Here is a 19990-nt window from a genome sequence, read left to right as displayed (position 1 = left end):
CGACGGACTTTTCATGCGGAGCGAGTGAGACCGTCTGACACACGCTCGAGCGATTGCGCTGATCGAGCCTGAAAATAAGGTGTTCCCGAAGGAACGGCCGATCGATAGGGGAGGGCTTCCGTGCCCCGAATACGTCACACACATGGGCTGGACATGCCGGATCTTGAGAGTGACAGTCTCGCGGGCAAGCGTCATTCGCGTATGGTTCCCGCCTCATCACCGCAGCGCAGGATGTACTTCTCCTCGGTGATGCGACCGAACAACTCGTCTGACGTCTGGAGGCCGGTTCTCACCGTCGATGGAGATCTCTCGGTAGAGAGGCTGGAGCGCGCGCTTCAGGTGCTGCGCAGCAGGCACGAAGCATTTCGAACCACATTCCTGGAGCGCGGCGGCGAAGTCTTCCAATTGGTGCACGACGAGGACGGCGACGCCACGCAGCCGGTCCTGGTCGACCTCGTGGAGGCCGAGGGCGACTCGCGGGACGAACGCCGAGCGTGGGCAGATGCCGAGGCCAGGAGGGTCGTCGACCTCCCGTTCGACATTTCGTCGGGCCCGCTCTGGCGAACGTCGGTGATACGGATATCGCCGAGCCTCCACCTGGTGGTCTTCGCGTTCCACCACATCATCACGGACGAGATTTCCGGGAAGGTGTTCGCCGAAGAACTCCGTCTCGCCTACGCAGACCCGCACGCGCCCGCCTTCGCGGTGCCGGCCGCACAGTACGCCGACTTCTGCCTGACGGAGAACGCCTCCAAGGTGGATGAGGCCGCCCTGGATTACTGGCGTGGCCAACTGGCAGGTATTCAGCCGGCGTCGATGCCCGAGGACGGAGAGGACAGCCCGGGCAGACTGATCGGATCGAGGTTGCCGATCGCCGTCCCGCAGAATGTGGTGGCAGAATTCGAAGAGTTCTGCCGGGCTCGCTCGGTGACCCCGTTCGCCGGCCTGCTGTCCGTATACTTCGTTCTGCTGCAGCGTTGGGCGGGAACGAGCGACATATCGGTCGGAACGCAGACGCTCAGCCGACCGAGCCCCGAACTCTTCGGAACGATCGGATTCTTCTCCAATACGGTGGCACTGCGCTGCCAGGTGGATTCGGCACTGACCTTCGATCAGCTTCTCGGTCTCGTGAGCGAAACGGTTCACGACGCACTGGACTACCAGGACGTTCCGTTCGAGGTGGTGGTGGGCGCACTGGCTCCCGAGCGTGACGCCGACCGCAACCCCCTGTTCCAGGCTTCCATCACCTATGGCATGCTCGACCTGAGCGACGTATGGGCACTCGAAGGTCTCCAGGTGACGCTCCTGCCGGAACCTGCGGAATTGTCGGGGCTCCAGTTCGATCTGTCGCTGGACGTACAGCGGCTGGCAGGCGAAGTCTCACTCAACGTCGAATTCAACCGCCAGCGGTTCTCCGAGGCAGCCATGCAGCGGTTCGCCAAGGCCTACGGCGACCTGCTGGTCTCACTCAGCCGGCGATCCGATGTCGCGCTCGGCAGCGTCCCGCTGCTCGACCAGGCCGCACTGACGGAAACGCTGGCGCTCGGCGCGAGCGGTGAACCGGAGGGCTGCCGTACTCCTTCGGAACCCACGTCCGCGTGGGACCTTTTCGAACTGACCGCAGCCACCGTGCCCGAACGGGAGGCAGTCGTCGCGGACGGCGCGCGGCTCACCTTCGCCGAACTGGCCGGCCGGGCGCGGACGATGGCCGCTGGCCTTGAGGCTCGCGGCGTGCGGACCGGCACCGTGGTGGGGATCTGCCTGGACAGTCGCAGCGATCTGATCGTCGCGATGCTCGCCACCTGGTGCGCGGGCGGCGCCTTCCTGCTGCTGGATCCGCAACAGCCCGAGTTCCGCCGCCGCCTGCTCCTCAAGGAGGCGGGCATCGCTCTCGTCATCGCGGACGAGGCGTTCGCCGAGGTGGAGGCCGTCTCGGCGGCCGCCCTCCTGGCGGACGCGGAGAAGACCTCCGGAGACGATCCGGCCGACGGCGGCTTCGCGCGTCGCCCGGCCGCCGCTCCGGCCTACGTGGTCTTCACACCGGGTTCCACAGGACAGCCGAGGGGTGTGGTCATCGATCAGGCGAGCCTTCTCGCGCTCGCCACCACCCAACTGGCGTCGGTGTACGCACGGTTGCCCGAAGGCCGTCAGGTGAATGTCGGTGCGCTGAGTTCCCTGACCTCCGGCGTGTTCGTCAACCACTGTCTCGGCATGATCGCCTTCGGGCACCGGCTGCTGCTGATCGACGAAGAGGAGCGAACGGACCCGAATCAGCTCCTCGCCCGTGGATCGGCTCCCGAAACGGCGATCGATGTACTCGACTGTGCAAGCGGCCGGCTGGAAATGCTGGTCGACGACGGCCTCCTGACGCTCCCGCACCCGCCGAAGATCGTGGTGATCGGTGGCGAGAGACCGTCCGACCGGCTGTGGCAGCGCCTGCACGACCAACCCGGGCTGCTCGCGTTCCACGCTTACGGCCTCAACGAGTGCACCGTCGAGTCGGCCAGGGCGGAGATTCGCGAACACCCGAAGCCGGTGGCCGGGCGCGCGGCCGGCACGTCACGGATCTACGTCGTCGACGACCAGCTGCAGTTGCTGCCGCCCATGTTCGTCGGTGAGATCTGCATCGGTGGTCTCGGCGTGGCCCAGGGGTACGCGGGACAGCCGGCGCACACCAGCGAGCGATTCGTGGCCGACCCCTTCAGCCATGTCCCCGGACGCCGCATGTACCGCACCGGCGACAAGGGCCGGCTGCGTCCCGACGGGCAGTTGGAACTGTGGGGGCGCCTCGATGACCAGGTCAAGATCCGCGGCCTGCGCATGGAGCCGGCTGAAGTGGAGGGCGTGCTGCTCGAGCATCCCGCCGTCGCCCACGCCGCGGTCGTGGCGACCCAGGCCGACACCCGCATGGCCGAACTGGTGGCGTACGTCGTGCCCGGCGACGAAGGCCAGGACGCGCTGACGCCGGCCACCGTCCGGGAGTTCCTGCGCGGCAGGCTCCCCTTGGCACTGTTGCCCGACCGGGTGCAGGTCCTCGCAGCTCTTCCGACCACGCCCGACGGGAAGTCGGACCGCAAGATGCTGTCGGGCGGCGCGCCGTCGAGCACCGTGTCGGACACCGCCCGAAGCGTCTCGGCGTCCGCCGACCCCCGTGAACGGCAGCTGTGCCAGATCGTGGCCGAGGTGATCGGCGTTCCGCAGGCGGGCGTTGGCGACAACTTCTTCGATCTCGGCGGAGATTCGCTGCTCGCCATGATCGTCATCGGTCGGGTGCGCGCCGTCATGGGCTGTGAGCTGCGGCTGCGGGCGTTCTTCGAAATGCGGTCGCTCGGGGAGCTCGCTGCTCAGCTCAGTGCCGAGGTCAGCGCGCCCCGGCCCGTACTGGGCAGGAGAGCGGACTCATGACGGTGGCGACGTGTTCGTACTCAGAGGGCGTTTGATCTGGCCAGTTTGTCGTCTGTGCCTTAGTGAGCCTCTTCAGCGTTGCCGCTCCAGGGTGAGAATGGCTTTGGTGATTGACGTCATGCGGTTGGGGCTGCAGCGGGACCTGCGGCAGATCCGCCAGGACTTCAGGCTGGCCACGCCGCGCTCAACCGGTGCCCGTGCCGCGGCCAGAGCCCGATTGACGGTCTTCTCGGTAGGGGTGAGTTCCCGCAGGGGCCTGCGTTCGATGCCCGTGGTCAGCCAGGGGCCACCGCCCTGGTAGGCGAGATCGGCCAGGATGGGGACGCCCTGGCGACGAGCACCCACCCCGCCAGTTCGCGACCGAGTTCCTCAGCTGTGCCGAGGTCGCGGCCACGATCCGCCGCTACCTGGAGGTCAAGCGGGCCACCGACCCCCTCGGCACATCCCCGGCAACGAGTTGACCCGCGAGCAGTGGCAGGCCATGTGGGACGCGGATGACGAGCTGGGCGACCTCTACCGGCGCCTGGACCGTGCCTGCGCCCTCATCTACCTGCCGGACGGCTACCGGCCCCAGCACCTGGACCACCTGGCCGAGGCCTACCGGGCCGGCAGGATCCTGCCGGATCCTCGCCAGCCCGCGCCGATGCCGGGCGACCTGCTCGTCGAGCACCACAACAGCCTGGGCGCCTCCCTCAAGCCGCTGTCGCGGATCCGGGCAGGCGAGCGCATCGAGGCCACGGTGACGATCGCCGCGGTGAGGCGCTTCGCCGGGCACGTACGTCTGCTGCTGGAGAGCGACGACGGGGAGATCGCGCACGCCCGGGTGTCAGCCAGCCGCTTCACCGCGGCCGAGCAGTCCCTCGGCCGTCAGCTCACGGTCGGCGACCAGGTGCTGGTGCGCGACTACGTCGAGAAGGAGCCCGCTCTGCGCCCCGGTGCCCGCAGCGTCGACGTCTGCTCGATCCGGGCAGCGGCATGAGCAGGGCCATCTCCCTGGTGCCCTCCGCCGCGCGCCACGCGCGGATGGCGGAGGACACCAGGTCCACCCGCTACCTCGGCATGGCGGGGGAGGGGCAGGCGCTGCTGACCCGGTGGCGCGACGCCGACCTCGACTGGTCCGCCGACTCCGGCCGGGCCGGCCGCAACATCACCCGCCTGTGCAAGCGGCACCGGAAGGCCGCCGGGCCCGAGGCCGACGCCCACCTGGTCGACTACAGCGAGATCGTGGCCCGCTTCCCGCAGGTATACCGGCCGAACCTGCTGCGCCAGCAGTTGTACAGTCGCGCTCGCGTGGTCGGCCATCGGCACTCTCCCGTAGCCGGTCAGTTCGGGGGCACCCCGAGGAATCGCAGCACGGCGAGGACGCGTCGGTGGTCGGCGTCGGCGGCGGGCAGGCCGAGTTTGGCGAAGATGTTGTTGATGTGCTTGGCGACCGCGCTGTCGCTGACCACCAGTGCCTCGGCGATCCCCGCGTTGGAGCGTCCCTCGGCCATCAGCGCCAGCACCTCCCGTTCACGGGGCGTCAGCCGCTCCAACGGGTCGCTGTGGCGGCGCAGCAGCAACTGGGCGACGACCTCGGGATCCAGCGCCGTGCCGCCGTCCGCGACCCGCCGTACCGCGGCGATGAACTCCTCCACGTCGGCGACACGTTGCTTGAGCAGGTAGCCGACACCGTTGGTGTGGGCGGTCAGCAGATCGGCCGCGTACCGCTCCTCCACGTACTGCGAGAGCAGAACCACCGCCGTTTGGGGCCACTGGCGGCGGATCACCAGCGCGGCGCGCACTCCCTCGTCGGTGAAGGCCGGGGGCATGCGGACATCGACCAGGGCAAGTTCGGGCCGGTGTTGCTCGACCGCGGTCAACAGGGCGTCCGCGTCACCCACGTCGGCTGCGATCAGGAAGCCGGCCATCTCGAGCACCTTGACGAGCCCGACGCGCAGCAGCACCGAGTCTTCGGCGATCACAGCTCGCACGGCAGCTCCGCGGTGAGGGTGGTCGGGCCCCCGGGCGGACTGCTGACGCGGAACGTTCCGTCGACGGAGCCGACGCGTTTGGCCAGTCCGTTCAGCCCACTGCCGGCTGAGGCGTCGGCGCCACCGCTCCCGTCGTCGGTGACGTTCACGCGCAGCACCTTCCCGATCCGTTCGACGGTCACCTCCGCGCGGGTGGCGCGGGCGTGCTTGGTGACGTTGGTCAGCGCCTCGGAGACCACGAAATAGGCGACCGACTCCACGACGGGCGCTGCTCGCTCTCCGATGTCGACGCGCAGGCCTACCGGCAACGGTACCCGGGCGGCCAGGCCGGACAACGCAGCGTCCAGCCCTCGGTCTTCGAGGACCGCGGGGTGCAACCCTCGGACCAGGTCGTTGAGTTCAGCGATGGCCTCCTTCGCCTCGCGGTGCGCCTCGTCGATGGCGGTGCGGGCATCGTCCGGCAGGTCGGTGAGGGTTGCCCTGGCCAGTCCCAGATTGACCGCGAGGGAGACCAGGCGCTGCTGGGTGCCGTCGTGCAGGTCGCGTTCGATGCGGCGGCGCTCGCTGTCGACGGCTTCGATCAGGTCGGTGCGGCTCTCGGCCAGGTGCTCGACACGCTGCCGAAGCCGCTCGTTCCGGCTCGGACCCAGCAGCGCCGGCGCGAGCCGGGCCTCGGTCCGGGCCGTCGCCCCGGCCAGCCAGGGTGCGCTGCACAGCAGGACGACGCCGCCGACGGTGCAGAAAAACGCCTGGTCCACCGGCAGCGCGGAGGCGTACCCGAAGACGGTGGCGCCCGCCACCGCCGCGGTCCACGCCGCGAGCACGAGCAGTTCCACAGCAGCCAGCAACGGCCCGAGCAGGAGGTGGTATCCGACCTGTCGCCAGGTCTGGGCCGAGGACAGCCACCGCAGGGCACGCCTAGGCCACCATCGTTCCGGGGTCGGCGTCAGCCGGGGGACGTCCACACCGAGTAACGCTCGATAACGGTGTCGTTGAACAACGGTGAGCGCCGGAACGCCGACGAGGAACAGCGCGAACGGTATCGGGACCACGGCCCACGCGTTCGCCTTCACGACGATGGTCACGCCCCAGACCCACTGCGACGCCAGGGCAAGGTGCAGCGGAATCCCGGCTGCCACGAAGCCGGTGTCCCGTCGCGCTCGAAGTAATGCGCGTCGCAGCTTCCGGAAACTCCTCATGACTCGACGGTAGAACGCCTGGTGACGCACATGCCATGCACCGTGCATCCGGATCGATGGTGAAGCCAGTGCCACCCCCAAGTCGGACCTTCGCGTTACCGACGCGCGCACCCGCCGCAGGAAAGCTTGTCCGTGTAAGGCACACAAGCCCGCATCCGGGAGGAGACGCAGCCCCATGGCCCTCGTCGATTCGGCAGCTTGCGGCGCTGCGGACGCGCTGCCCGCCGCCATCGAGGACGTGCTCTTCTTGTCGCGCACCGCTGTGCTGCGAGAGCAAGGCACCATCGACAGGAGGCGGTGGCCCGGCATGGCGTTGATCGGGTGCGGCCTCGCGCTGCTGCCCTGGCTGCTGGTGCTGGCGGCCGCGCTGCCCACCGCACCCAGCGTCCCGCACTGGTCGGCCGCGTGGGTGGGGCTGGATGCGCTGGAGGCCCTGGGCCTCACCGCCACCGGAGCACTGCTGCTGCGCCGGGATCCTCGGCACCCGCTCACCGCGGCGGCAACCGCCGCGCTGCTGATCGTCGACGCCTGGTTCGACATCGTCACCTCTGCCCGCGGAGCCGAACTCGCCGCAGCGATCGCGATGGCCGCCGTGGCGGAACTACCGATGGCGGCCTTGTGCGTCGTGCTGGCCACCGCTTCCTGCCGCCCCGGCTTCCCCGGCCACGATCGTCCGCCCCACCATCGCCGACCCGATGTCACTGCGGGTGCTGCCGCCACGCCCCCGCCCACACCTCTGGAGGAGACCACGATGACCGAGCAACCCCCGGCACCGGCAAAACGCCCCCAGCCCGCCGAGCGCCCGGAAGGCGGGGGCGAGAACGCCATCGTGGACCTGTTCGTCGAACGGCTCGGGGACCGGATCGACGACCGCGTCGCCGCGTCGTTCGACGAGTTGTGCGCCGAGCGGCTGGCGGAGCCCGGCCCTCTTCAGCGAGCTGTGGTCCGCGACCGAAGGGCGGAGCTCAGGGTCCTGTTGCTCTCACTGATCCTCGGCACCGTCGCAACAACCTTCACTCCCGGCGGGACCACCGCACTGCTCATCTCCTGGGCCGGACTGGTGGTCCTCAACCTCGTCTACCTCTTCCGCCCACGCTGACACCCGACTCGGTCCGTCCCCGGAGACTCACACCAGCCGACGCGCCGTCGCCCACCCGGGCGGTGAGGGGCAGGACCTCCCGTCCGCGCTGGGTGAGGCGGTCGAGGTCCTCGTCGACCGGCGGGGCGCCGCCACGGAGTCGGCGTCGACAGCCTCATGACCAGGTACCGTTAGCGGCCAGCACTGCCGCGAGGCCGTCTTGCAGATCCCTGACGAAATACTCGGGGACCTCCAGCGACGGGAAAATGTCCCCCGGCTTCAGGTGCCCTCCATCGGACGATCCGTCGGAACCGCTCCTGTGCCCAGGCACGCGGACACTTCTCGATGTCGGGCGGGTACACACTGAGCCTCTTCAGCGTTGCCGCTCCAGGGTGAGAATGGCTTTGGTGATTGACGTCATGCGGTTGGGGCTGCGGCGGGACCTGCGGCAGATCCGCCAGGACTTCAGGCTGGCCACGCCGCGCTCAACCGGTGCCCGTGCCGCGGCCAGAGCCCGATTGACGGTCTTCTCGATAGGGGTGAGCTCCCGCAGGGGCCTGCGTTCGATGCCCGTGGTCAGCCAGGGGCCACCGCCCTGGTAGGCGAGATCGGCCAGGATGGGGACGCCCTGGCGCTCGCAGATGCGGATGGTCCGGTGGGTGCGGGCGGCGGTCAGGTCGTGGGAGCGGCCCGGCAGCGCGGGCGAGAGCCACAGCAGCCGGCCGTCCGGATCGGTGACTACCTGCACGTTCACCCCGTGCCGGCGGTGCTTGTGGGAGTAGTCGGCCCGTCCGTCGCCGACCCGGTCGCACTCGGCGAGCGTGCCGTCCAGGAGGACGAAGTCCGGATCCTGCTCGCGTAGGACCTTCAGCAGGCCCGGTGCACGGTCGGCGAGGAGGTCGATGACCGCGCTGGTGTAGGTGGGCGGTGGACTCGCTGATCCCGAACCCGGCAGCGACCTTCGCCAGGGTGGTGTGCTCGCGCAGGTACACCAGTGCCACTATCGCGCGCTGGGACGGACGGAGCTTGCAGCGGCGGTCACCCTCACGGGTGACGATGAGCATGGTGACCCACTCCACGAGCGCATGTGGCAGGTCGAGTGCGGCAGGATGGATGACCAACGAGGCCCCTGAGCAGCGTGGTTGAGACGTCAGACATCTCGATCAACTGCCCGGGGGCCTCGCTCGTTGCGCTTCACGGACCGTCACCCGATCGGTGGCCCGCTCGAAGAAGCTCAATGGGTTCCTCGCCAAGAGGGTGTCGTTTCGTCCGTTATACGCTTGGCGAGGTTGTCGACCGAGGCGATGTGGATCATGGCTTCGGAGCTGGTGGTGAGGGTCTCGTAGTCGTGGTCCAAGGCATGAACGACAAACCGCCCAGTTCAAACGCCCTCTCAGAACGCCGAGTCTTCCCGCCGGTACAGGACGCCCTCGCTCCACACCAGGTCGAGCTGGCCCCACTCGATCGCCGACGCGACGTCGGGGAAGAAGCTGCGGCCGTTGTAGTTCGCGCTCGTGTTGCACAGGACGGGGATGCCGCTGCACTTGTAGTACTCGCGCAGGATGGCGTGCAGGTTCGGGTCGTCGGACGCGTTGACGGTCTGCAGCCGTGCGGTGCCGTCCAGGTGCATGACGGCCGGGACGCGGTCGATCCACTCGGGACGGACCCAGTGTTCGAACAGCATGTACGGGTCCGGCGTCCCCGGGTCGAAGACGGTCGGGGCATGCTCTTCCAGGCAGATGGGCGCGACCGGCCGGTAATGCTCCCGGCTCTTCACGTCGTTCAGGAGCCTCTTCATCGACGTCTCGACCGCCGCTGCGATGATGCTGCGTCCGCCGAGCGCGCGGGGTCCCAGTTCAGCACGGCCGTCGAGCACGACCGCGGGCTGGCCTGTGGTGTGCAGGATATGGGCCAGTTCCTCCGGCGTGCAGGGCGACGTGCTCCAGCCGCGCGGCACGTCCGGCGTCGGTTCGAGAGCCGGGCCCAGCCGGGGACCCCACTGGATCGGCCGGAGCCCGGAGCCGCCGGCCGCGGCCAGGCAGGCCGTGCCGATGGCGACGCCGGAGTCGTCCGGGAACGGCGGCACCCACATGGCCTTGATCGTCGGGTGAGAGCGCAGGGCGCTGTTCCACTTGATGTTCAGCGCGCAGCCGCCGGCGAAGCACAGGTTCCAGGCGCCGCCGCCCTTCCACGCCTGAATCTTCCTGGTCACCCGGTCGATCAGCAGTTCCTCGAGGAACGTGTGGACGCTGGCCAGCACGTCCTCGTCGGAGATCCCGAACGCGGCGGTGCGGGCCTGCACGGCGGTGAGGAACTGGTGCACGTAGGCGTGCGACGGCTCACCGGTGCTGCCGCACCCGATGATGGACCGCCGGTACTCCCGCACCCGCGGCGAGTCTGCGTCGAAGAACTCGAAGAACTCCTCGCGGAAGACCTGCTTGATCTGCTCCTGCGAGGTGCCCAGGGCGATGTACGCCATCATCTTCCCGGCCACGGAGAGGTCGTCGACGTTCTTCGACTTGTTCTGCCGCTTGAACGGGCCCCAGTACTGCGAGGCCATCGAGTAGGTGTGGCCGATGAGCGGGAACGCCTCGCCGCCGGCCTCGATCCGGCCGTCGGCGTCCACGCAGTACAGCCGCGGGAAGCAGCCGCCGTCCCAGACCAGCACCATCGACGGCTCGCCGCGGCGCGCGAACGGGCTGGTGCAGTAGGCCGAGGCCAGGTGGCCGGCGACGTGGACGTAGCTGTCGTAGTCCAGCGCCTGGCCGCCGATCACGATCCGGCCGCGCTGGCCCGGCAGCGCCGGGTCGGGCACCAGGTCGGTCTCCCGGTAGGGGGCGACCAGGACCTCGGTCTGGATCCCGCCGGCGAGCACCTTGACGCGGCCGTCGGCGGCGCCGTCCCAGCCGTCCAACGCCCATGTGCCGACGTCGCCGACCTTGAGGCCGAACTTGTCCATGACGCCGACCAGGTCGTCGAGTTCGTCGACGTTGCTGTACCGGGCGCCGTTGGCGATCTTCTGCATCTCGACGTTGAACACCAGACGGTCCTCGTCGAGGATCGCGATGCCGCCGCTCTGCGTGAGTTTCAAGCCTGCCGTGATCATGGTTTTGCGGCTCCCGTTTGTCCGAGGGCTGTCGTGGTCGTGTCCGGGGTGGTGCTCAGAGGTCGTCATGGTCGGGCCGGTCCAGCTGGGCCAGTGGGCGCTCGCCGTGCGCGACCAGGCCGGCGAGCAGGTTCTGGTAGCGGCGCGCGACGTCGGCGGCGAGGTCGGGGGCGACGACGTCCGCCGCGATCTCGAAGTCGCACCGGAAACCGTCCGCGCCCTCGATGATGTTCAGCGCCAGGGGGTGGCCGGTGTGAATGATCGGCAGCGGGTCGGCCTCCGACACCGTGAGCCCGTCCATCGGGGGCGCCGCCACGCGGCGGTAGAACGAGATGGACGTCGCGAGCAGGTCGGCGCGCAAACCGCTTCCGGGCGTGAGCTCCGTGATCAGGTCGGCGAACGGGTGGTCCTGGGTCTCGAGCCCGGTCACGAGGTGTTCCATGACGTCGGCCACGTAGTCCGCGGCCAGGACGTCCGCCGTCCGTCGCAGACGCAGCGGCAGCAGGTTCGAGCAGTACCCGACCACCTGGTCCAGTTCCGGCGGGCGGCGGGCGGCCAGGACCGGGACGACGATGTCGTCCTGCCCCGTCACCTGGTGCAGCACGGCGCCCCAGGCCGCGACCAGGTAGGCGAACACCGTCGCGCCCTGCTCTCGGGCGGTGCCGCGCATCCGGTCGCAGAACTCGGAGTCGAGCCGGACGCTGTGCCGCACCGCCCTGTAGGGGAAGGGCCCGGACGTTCCGGACTCGGGCAGTTCCGGAGCCGCCGCGCCCTGGAGCAGAGTGCGCCAGTAGTCCCGGTGCTCGGCGGCGTCGGGGCCGCCGGCGATCCGCTCGTGCCACGCGGCGTAGTCCCGGAACTGCGCCGCGGGCGGCAGCAGGGGCCTGACATCCTGACAGCCGGCGTTGTACAGCGCGACGAGGTCGTCGACCAGGACGCTGAACGACCAGCCGTCCACCGCGGCGTGCGCCCCGGAGATCAGCAGCAGATGCCGCTCCGGAGCGGTCTGCACGATCGCGGCGCGGAACACCGGCCCGGCCGCGAGGTCGAGCCGCTGCTCGGCCCAGGACTGCCGGAAGCGGTCGAGGTCGTCGTCATCCGGGCAGACGTGTTCGGTCAGAACCTCGTCCAGCACCGTCTTCGCAGCAGGATGCACGACGAGCGTCACGCCGTCGGCAGCGAGCGTGGTCCGCAAGGTCTCGTGCCGCGCGACCAGGCCCTGCACGGCGCCGCGCAGCGCGTCCCGGTCCAGCCGACCGTCCAGCCAGAAGCCGACGGACATCTGATACGCCGGCACGCCGCCCTCGTCCAGTGCCGCCTGCTGCCGCTGCGCGAGGGTGCTGCGCGGCGCGGGCGGCGACACCACGGCCCCGGCCGGGGCCGCCCGGCCGGGGCCGAGCACACCGTGCTCCCGCAGCTCGGTGATCGAGTCGCGGACCGCTGCCCGGATGTGGTCGAGGTCGGCCTGCTCGTGCGCCGTGGACAGGAAGAAGTTGCGCAGCTCCCAGACGAACACGCCGCGGTCGAGCAGGTTCAAGTACAGGGGGTCCATGTTCTGTTCGTGCTCGAACCGGAAGAACGAGGAGAACCGGCGGACCTCGATCGGCACGTCGAGCTCGTGGAAGTCGGCGTTCAGCCCGTCGACGAACGCCTCGGTCCTGCGATCGAGGTCCCGCTGCAGGGCCGGGCCCTCGCCGCGAAGGTGGTCCAGAACCGCCCGGGCCGCCACCATGGTCATCGGATGCTGACTGAACGTGCCGGCGAAGAAGGTGGACTCCGCGGTCGGGCGGGAGTCGTCGCCGAAGTCCCACACGCCGCCGTCGATCGTGTCCATGATCCCGCCCCGGCCGGCGATCACGCCGATCGGCATGCCGCCGCCGATGATCTTGCCGTACGTGGCCAGGTCGGCCTCGATGCCGTAGAGCCCCTGGACACCGGCCGGGTGGCAGCGGAAACCGGTCACCATCTCGTCGAAGATCAGCTTCGTGCCGTGCCGCCGGGTGATCTCCCGAACCCGGCGCAGGAACTCAGGGTTCTGCACTCCGGGGGTGCGGAGGGTCACCGGCTCGGTCATCACCGCGGCGAGCCGCGGACCGTGCCTGTCGATGAACTCCAGGGCCTCGTCGGTGCCGAATTCGAGCACGTGCACGTTCTCCACCGCGCGCGCCGGGATGCCCGAGGTGATCGGCCGGGTGGTCCGCACGCCGTTCTCGGAGGAGGCCGCGGCGAGCACGCTGTCCGCGTGACCGTGGTAGGCGGTGGAGAAGACCACGACGTCGTCGCGGCCGGTCGCGGTCCGGGCGATGCGCAGGGCGGTCATGACCGCTTCGGTGCCGGTGTTCAGGAAGGCGACCCGCTCCATGCCGGTGAGTTCGATCAGGCCGGCGGCGACCTCCTCGACCACCTCGGTGCGCGAGGCGATGACGAAGCCGAGGTCCAGCCGCTCGCGCAGGGCCGCCATGACGGCGGGCGGGTTGTGCCCGAGGAGGTGGACGCCCCAACCCAGGGTGAGGTCGACGTACTCGTTGCCGTCGATGTCCCACAGCCGCGCGCCTTGCCCGCGTTCGGCGACGATCGGGTACAGCATCTCCTTGGTCGTCGGCCGGAAGCCGATGGACGAGCGGCTGTCGGCGATCAGCGGGCGGAACCGCTGGGCGAACTCCTTCGAGCCCTTCGTCCTGCTGCCGAACCGCTCGGCCAGGACCTTGAGATACCGGACACGCTCCTCCGACTCCACGAGGCCGGCTCCGCCGCGCGCACCGGGTGCGAGCGGGGCGGCCGGCCGGGATGAGGCCGGTCGCCCTGCCGGACGGGCTGCGGGCGCCGGTTCGACGACGACCGGTCCGGCGCCCGAGGCGGCACCGACCGCCAGGAGTTCGAGCTGGCTTCGCATGACGGCGAGCTGTTCGGTGATCAGCCGCTCGACTGCCGTCGTGGCTCCGGGCGCCGACACGGTGTCGGCCGAAACCGGCGCCACCGGCGCGGGTGCGGGGGTCTGCGGCACGTCGACGGCCGCGGCGATCACAGCACCGGTGGCCGGGGTCGCCGCAGCCTCCGGCGTCCTGGCCGACGCGTTCGCCGCCAGGTGCGCCGCCAGCGCGGCAGGCGTCTGGATGTCGCCGAACAGCTGCCGGAGCGAGACCTTGCAGCCGAAGCGTTCCTCGACCAGCCGCAGCATGCCGAGCAGCGCCATCGAGTCCGCACCGAGTTCGGTGAACGAGACGTCCGGATCCAGCGCGTCCGGCCGGATGTCGAAATAGCCGCCGACCATCGCGACGACCTCTGGGAGCAGTGGCTCCACGGTGTTCTCCTCGTGGTTCACGTCAGCCGACCCGGGCCAGGTGCGCCGCCAGGCGGTCGATCGTCGGGTTCCTCAGCAGATCGATCGTCGGCAGGGGGACGCCGAGCTCCGTCCCGATCCGGCGGGCGAGCCGCACGGCGAGCACCGAGTCGTCGTCGATGTCGAAGATGCTCTGGTCGTAGCGGTCGACCTCGGTGCGCAGCACCTCGGTCCACAGCTTCGCCAGCAGCCGCTTCAGCTCCTCGCCGCGCGGCGGGCCGGCGGGGGCCGCCGGCGGCGCCTGGTCCGGTTCGTCCAGCCGCAGCCTGCTGCGATACAGCGGATGTGCCGGCAGCGGGACCCGGTGGGGCTCCTGGCCGGACCAGTGCGACCAGTCCACCGGCACACCCGCGGTCCACAGTCGGGCCGCGTCGTGGAGCAGCCGCGCCACCGGCGACGACTCGGAGCCGCCGTCCGGGCCGAAGTCCCCCGGCAGCGGTTCAGCCGGGGTTCCGATGACGACCACCGTCGCCCCGTCAGCAGTCCGGCCCCCGAAGGCCTCGGCCAGCCGGCCGCCCTCCCACACGTCCCGAGTCCAGTGCAGCGGGTCGAGGGCGCGCGACTCGGGCAGCTCGCCGCCCACGACGGCCGACAGGACCGGGACGCGCGGGACCCGCGGCCGCACCTCCGGCGGGCCGTCGAGCAGCCCGGCCCGCCAGGACAGCAGGGCCAGCGCCTCGGTCTCGTCGAGGACCCCGCTGAAGCAGGCCGCGAGGACTTCACCGGCTCCGGCGCCGCCGACCGCGTCGGGCCGCGCGCCGGATTCGGCCCACAGCGTCGCGAGCACCAGTCCGGCGGTCACCCGCGCGGCCGGCGGACTCTGCGCGCCGATCAGGGCGCTGTCGATGGACCGCTGCGCGATGTCGGCCACGGCCGGCACTCGCTCGGCCAGCACCCGGAAATCCTCGACCGGGACCTCGCCGAACAGGAACGACACGGCCGGGGCGGCCTCCGCCGTCGGCGCCGCCGCGGCCCCCGCGGCGATCGCCCGCAGTCCGGCCACGGCGGTGGCGTGGTCGTCCGCGACGACCGCGCGGCGATGCGCGAACCCGCGCCGGCCGGCCCGCAGCGTGTAGTCGGCGTCGGCGAGGTCGGGGGCGTCCGGCCGCGCCAGCACGTCGGCCAGCCGGCCGGCCAGCTCGCGCAGCGCCCGGTCACTCTTGGCGCTCACCGCGAGCAGCCGGGGACCGGCGTCCGGCGTCGGCCGCGCGGGCAGCGGTGGCGCCTCCTCCAACACGACGTGCACGTTGGTGCCGCCGATGGCGAACGAGCTGACCGCGGCCCGCCGCGGGGTCGGGCCCGGCTGCCATGCCATCGGCAGAGTATTGATGTGGAACGGGCTGCCGGCCAGCTCGATCTCCGGGTTGGGCCGGGTGAAGGTCGGGTGGCCGGGGATCTCCCGGTGCCGCAGGGCCAGCACCGTCTTGATGAACCCGGTGATCCCGGCGGCGGCGGCCAGGTGCCCGACATTCGCCTTGACCGAGCCCAGCGCGCACTGCCCGGGCTGGGCGCCGCCGCCGGCGAAGGCCTCGCTGAGAGCGGTGAACTCGATGGGGTCGCCCAGGGCGGTCGCGGTCCCGTGCGCCTCGACGTACGTGATGGTGTCGCTGTCCACCCCGGCGACCGCGTGCGCCTCGCCGATCACCGCCCGCTGCCCTTCGACGCTCGGGGCGGTGTAGCCGATCTTGTCGGACCCGTCGTTGTTGACCGCCGAGCCCTTCAGCACGGCCAGGATCCGGTCGCCGTCCTCGATCGCCTCGGCCAGCCGCTTCAGGGCCACCAGGCCGACGCCGTCGCCGAACGTGGTGCCGGCGGCGTCCGCGTCGAAGGGACGGCACCGGCCGTCCGGGGAGAACATCATCCCCTCGCCGTATATATAGCCCGGATACGCGTTGGCGATCACCGAGACGCCGCCGGCCAGCGCGATGTCGCATTCCCCCGCGATCAGGCTCTGCGCGGCCACGTGCACCGCGACCAGCGATGTCGAACAGGCGGTCTGCACGGCGACGCTCGGCCCCTTCAGGCCCAGCTTGTAGGAGATCCGCGTGGTCAGATAGTCCTTGTCGTTGGCGACCATGAGCTCGATGCCGTCGTAGGTCAGCAGGTCGCAGGACCGGGCCACGACGTTCGTCAGGTACGTGTTCATCGCCGCGCCGGCGAACACCCCGACCGCCTGATCGCCGGCCCCGCCGGAGTAGCCGATGGTGTCGAGCAGTTCCCACGCGACCTCCAGCATGATCCGCTGCTGGGGATCGATCAGCTTTGCCTCGCGCCGGGTACAGCCGAAGAACTCGGGGTCGAAGTCGAAGGCGTCGGGCAGGACGGCCGCTCGCCGGACGTAACGCGGATCGCGGAGTACCCGCTCGGGCACACCGGCCGCGACGAGTTCGTCGTCGGTGTAGGTGGTCAGCAGTTCGTCTCCGGCCCGCAGCCGGCTCCAGAACGCGTCCAGGTCGGGGGCGCCGGGAAACCGGCCGCACATCCCGATCACGGCCACGTCGTTCGACCGGATCGTCACGTCGGTCTCGTCGGCATCAGGCATTCTTCCCTCCCCGTTCCCGGGCCCGCAGGCGCGCGCCGCGGACCGTGTCGTCCGTCAGTCGGATGCGTCGGCTCGACGTCCGATCCCGGTCGCGGCCCTCGCCTCCGCCGACGACGGCGGGCGCGGCATCGGCCCGGCCGAGGCGCGCGGCCAGACTGGCCACGGTCGGATAGCGGAACAGCTCGGACCCCTTCAACGGCGGGCCTGCGGCGTCGCCGGCGAGCAGTTCGTGAACTTGCATCAGCAGCATGGAGTTGCCGCCGAGATCGAAGAAGTTGTCCTCGCGGCCGATGTCCTGGCGCTGCAGCACCTGCTGCCAAACGGCCGTCACCCGGCGCTCGTGGTCGCTCAGCGCCCCGGCGACGCCGGTTCGAGCGGCCACGCTCGCGAAGTGCGCGGCCAGTCGCGCGCAGTCGACCTTCTGACTGGCGTTGAGCGGGAACGCGTCGAAGAACCCGATCGCGGTGGGCACCATGGAAGGCGGCAGCGTGGCACGCAACTCCGCTGTCAGGGCGCTTTCCGTCAAGTTCCACCCCGGCTCGGGAATCACGCAGGCGACGAGGCGGCTGTCGTCGACGCCCGCGCCGACGACCAACGCCGTCGACCTTCTGACACCGGGCACCTTGTCCAGCTCGGCTTCCACGCCTTCCAGCTCGACCCGGAACCCGCTGATCGTCACCTGGTTGTCGGCACGTCCCAGGATTTCCAGTTGCCCCCGGGTGTTGACCCGCGCCAGATCGCCGGTGCGGTACAGCCGGCCCTGCGGCTCGAGCGGGCTGTCGAGGAAGCGTTCCTTCGTCAGCTGCGACTGGTTGACGTAACCCCGGCTGACGCACTGTCCGCCGATGTGCAGTTCGCCGGTGAACTCCGGCGGCACGGGCTGCCCGTGCTCGTCGAGGACGTGTACCCGGGCGTTCGCCAACGGGAGTCCGACCGGCACGCTGGTTCCCACGCAGTCTTCGGGCCGGACGGGCTGCGCAGTGGCCCAGAGCGTGGTCTCGGCCGGGCCGTACACGTTCCACAGCGTCCCGCACCACTCGCGGACGGTCCGGGCGAGCGGCGCGGGCAGCGGCTCGCCACACGAGAAGACGTGCCTCAGCGCCAGACCCTCGGCCCCGGTCCGCCGGACCACGGCGGACCAGCCGTGCAGGGCGGAGGGGGTCTGGACCATGTGTGTGACCCGTTCCTGGACGAGCAGCTTGTGGAAGAGGTCAGGCGATCGGGCCGCCCCCGACTCCACGACGACCAGGCACGCCCCGGCCAGCAAGGTGCCCCACAGCGACAGATCGGAACCGGCCGGGTGGAAGAACGCCCCGACCGCGGTCTCGTCGATGACGACGTGCTCGCGCATCGACTCCAGCAGCGCCAGGACGTTGCCGTGCTCGATGTCGATCCCCTGGGGCGTCCCGGTCGAGCCGGAGGCGTAGACGGTGTAGGCCACGTCGTCGGCTCGCGGCAGGTCGCCTGGCTCGCCGGCCGGCGGCAGCTCGGTCTCCGGCATGACCAGGACCGGCACCGCGGCACCGTCCAGCAGACCGGCCAGGTCCGGCTGGGTGAGCACCACGTGCGCTCCGCTGTCCTCGAGCACCGTCCGGCACCATGCCACGGGACAGGACGGGTCCAGGACCACGTAGGCCGCCTGGGCCCGCTGGACCGCGACGATCGCGGCCACCGTGTCGAGGGAGGGCTCGAGCAGGAGGGCGACCCGGCTGCCCGGCCCGACGCCCTCGGCCCGCAGCCGAGTTGTCCAGCGCCCGGCCAGCTCGTCGAGCTCGGCATACGTGAGCTCGTCTCCATCGCAGCGCACTGCCGTTCGATGGGCGTGCTGCTCCGCGGCCTGCCGGAAGCGGGCCGCCAAGCTGTCGTCCGACGCGACGGACACCGGCACGGGGTGCCGGTCGACGCCGTGCCCGGCCTCGCTCAGGATCGGCAGATCCGCCACACTGCGGTCAGGGCCGGCGACCGCGGCCCGCAACAGCGTCGTGTAGTGCTCAGCGGCACGGCCGACCGCGGCGGCGGAGAAGACGGACTTGCGGTACTTGAGCACTCCGACGAGCCGGTCGCCGTCGTGGACGACCTCAAGCGTGAGCTCGAGCTGGTCGTCCTGCTTGTCCAGCGGGAACGGCGCCGCGGTCAGTCCGGCCCAGGCGGCCGGGGACGCTCCCTCGTCGGCCACGTGGAGGGCGGCGTGCGCCGGATGCCGACTGGACTTCTGATAGATGAACATCGTCTGGAAGATCGGATTGCGGCCATCGGCCCGGCGCGGCGCCAGCTCGCTGACGAGCAGCTCGAACGGATAGTCCTGGTGCTCGAACGCCTCGGCGACGGTGCGGCGGGTCCGGCCGAGCTGCTCGCGGAACGAGACCGCGTCGCTCAGGTCCGCACGCAGCACGACGGGGTTCATGAAGTTCCCGACGCATTCGGACAGCTCCGGGTCGGTGCGGCCGGCGAACGGGCTCCCGACGAGCACGTCACGCCGGCCGGTGTAGCGGCCGACCAGGACCTGAAAGGCCGTCAGCAATACCACGTAGGGCGTGACCGCTTCCGCCTTGGCCAGCGCCAACACGTCCGCAGCGAGGTTCGCGGGGATGGGGAACATGAGCGAACCGCCGCCGTCGGCGTCCGCCGGGTCCAGATCGAACCGGGGCCATTCGGCCGGCTCCAACTGACCGGACAACTGGGAGTGCCAGTAGGCGCGGGCCCGGGCGCCCCGATCGTCGGCGATCAGCTCACGCTGATACGCGACGAAGTCGCTGTACGGCTTGTTGCGCCCGGACAGCCCCGCCGGGCGCCGTTCGGCCTCGGCGGCGTAGAGCTGCTCGAGTTCGGCCAGCATGGTGCCGAGCGACCAGAAGTCGCACACCACATGGTGGGCTGCCAGCAGAACGACCGCTTCTCCGGGCGCCACCCGGTATGTCCGCGCTCGAAGGGGCGACCCGGTCACGAGGGCGAACGGCTCGCGATAGGCGGCACGCACCGCCTCCTGGAGTTCTCCTTCAGTCCACTGACGCGCGTCCAGCTCGGCGAAGTCGGGTTCGAGCCAGCCGTGAACGGTCTGACGGCCCGCGGGGCCGTCCCCGTCGTCGGCGCCCGCCCGGCTGAAGGTGGTCCGCAGCGCCGCGTGCCGCCCGACGAGCGACTGCAGCGCGCTGTGGAACGCGGCGGAGTCGAATCCGCCGGTGAACCGGGCGGTGAGAGCGACGTTGTAGGACGCGCTGTCCGGGTCCATCTGATGCAGCATCAACAATGAGCTCTGCGCGTACGAGAGCGGATGCTCGGTAAGCGCCTGTCCGGCCCGTACCCGAAGCGCCGCCTCCAGCTTCTTCCGGAGGTCGTAGTCAGTCATG

9 protein-coding genes and 5 pseudogenes are annotated in these 19990 nt (G+C 70.5%); 3 read left to right on the top strand and 11 right to left on the bottom strand.

The window, feature by feature from the left end; all coding sequences use genetic code 11:
• Positions 1 to 231: 231 nt before the first annotated feature.
• Positions 232 to 3405: a condensation domain-containing protein gene (locus AB0D59_RS45780; RefSeq protein WP_362577645.1), complete on the top strand. Its 3174-nt coding sequence runs from the start codon at positions 232 to 234 to the stop codon at positions 3403 to 3405.
• 72 nt (positions 3406 to 3477) lie between these two features.
• On the opposite strand, the pseudogene AB0D59_RS45775 reads toward AB0D59_RS45780, so the two are convergent.
• Positions 3478 to 3738: pseudogene (locus tag AB0D59_RS45775) on the bottom strand (transposase family protein); the annotation flags it as partial.
• A 124-nt stretch (positions 3739 to 3862) separates the two neighbouring features.
• Here AB0D59_RS45775 and AB0D59_RS45770 point away from each other — a divergent pair.
• Entirely contained in the window at positions 3863 to 4384 is a 522-nt protein-coding gene (locus AB0D59_RS45770) for a hypothetical protein (protein ID WP_362577643.1), read from the top strand.
• A 343-nt stretch (positions 4385 to 4727) separates the two neighbouring features.
• Here AB0D59_RS45770 and AB0D59_RS45765 read toward each other — a convergent pair whose 3' ends face one another.
• Both AB0D59_RS45765 and AB0D59_RS45760 read right to left on the bottom strand, forming a co-directional pair.
• Positions 4728 to 5378, bottom strand: a complete 651-nt coding sequence (locus tag AB0D59_RS45765; RefSeq protein ID WP_059204809.1) for a response regulator transcription factor — start codon at positions 5376 to 5378, stop codon at positions 4728 to 4730.
• Complete coding sequence (locus AB0D59_RS45760; protein ID WP_362577641.1) at positions 5366 to 6577, bottom strand: histidine kinase; 1212 nt, start codon at positions 6575 to 6577, stop codon at positions 5366 to 5368. The genes AB0D59_RS45765 and AB0D59_RS45760 overlap by 13 nt, the downstream gene beginning before the upstream one ends.
• A gap of 175 nt (positions 6578 to 6752) precedes the next feature.
• On the opposite strand from AB0D59_RS45760, the gene AB0D59_RS45755 reads away from it, so the two are divergent.
• Positions 6753 to 7676: a hypothetical protein gene (locus AB0D59_RS45755; protein ID WP_362577639.1), complete on the top strand. Its 924-nt coding sequence runs from the start codon at positions 6753 to 6755 to the stop codon at positions 7674 to 7676.
• A gap of 55 nt (positions 7677 to 7731) precedes the next feature.
• Here AB0D59_RS45755 and AB0D59_RS45750 read toward each other — a convergent pair.
• The 8 genes and pseudogenes from AB0D59_RS45750 to AB0D59_RS45715 form a co-directional block, all read right to left on the bottom strand.
• Positions 7732 to 7803 (bottom strand): annotated as a pseudogene (locus AB0D59_RS45750) (DNA-binding response regulator); the annotation flags it as partial.
• 27 nt (positions 7804 to 7830) lie between these two features.
• A pseudogene (locus AB0D59_RS45745) lies at positions 7831 to 8023 on the bottom strand (epoxide hydrolase); the annotation flags it as partial.
• A gap of 5 nt (positions 8024 to 8028) precedes the next feature.
• Positions 8029 to 8776, bottom strand: a pseudogene (locus AB0D59_RS45740) (transposase family protein).
• A gap of 113 nt (positions 8777 to 8889) precedes the next feature.
• Positions 8890 to 9003, bottom strand: a pseudogene (locus AB0D59_RS45735) (IS5/IS1182 family transposase); the annotation flags it as partial.
• A gap of 45 nt (positions 9004 to 9048) precedes the next feature.
• Positions 9049 to 10761, bottom strand: a complete 1713-nt coding sequence (locus AB0D59_RS45730; RefSeq protein WP_362577637.1) for a carbamoyltransferase N-terminal domain-containing protein — start codon at positions 10759 to 10761, stop codon at positions 9049 to 9051.
• Positions 10762 to 10816: 55 nt separating this feature from the next.
• Positions 10817 to 14062, bottom strand: coding sequence for an aminotransferase class III-fold pyridoxal phosphate-dependent enzyme (locus tag AB0D59_RS45725; protein WP_362577635.1), 3246 nt, complete (start codon positions 14060 to 14062; stop codon positions 10817 to 10819).
• 22 nt (positions 14063 to 14084) lie between these two features.
• Positions 14085 to 16643 carry a beta-ketoacyl synthase N-terminal-like domain-containing protein gene (locus AB0D59_RS45720; protein ID WP_362577634.1) on the bottom strand — a complete coding sequence of 853 codons (2559 nt, stop codon included), beginning with the start codon at positions 16641 to 16643 and terminating at the stop codon, positions 14085 to 14087.
• On the bottom strand, positions 16636 to 19989 hold the full coding sequence (locus tag AB0D59_RS45715; RefSeq protein ID WP_362577632.1) for an amino acid adenylation domain-containing protein: 3354 nt from the start codon (positions 19987 to 19989) through the stop codon (positions 16636 to 16638). Before AB0D59_RS45715 ends, AB0D59_RS45720 begins: the two co-directional genes overlap by 8 nt.
• Between the last annotated feature and the right edge of the window lies 1 nt (position 19990).

Source organism: Streptomyces sp. NPDC048417 (assembly GCF_040651615.1).
GTDB lineage: Bacteria > Actinomycetota > Actinomycetes > Streptomycetales > Streptomycetaceae > Streptomyces.
The sequence above is the reverse complement of the archived record's forward strand: the minus strand, read 5'-3'. Positions and strand labels throughout refer to the sequence as shown.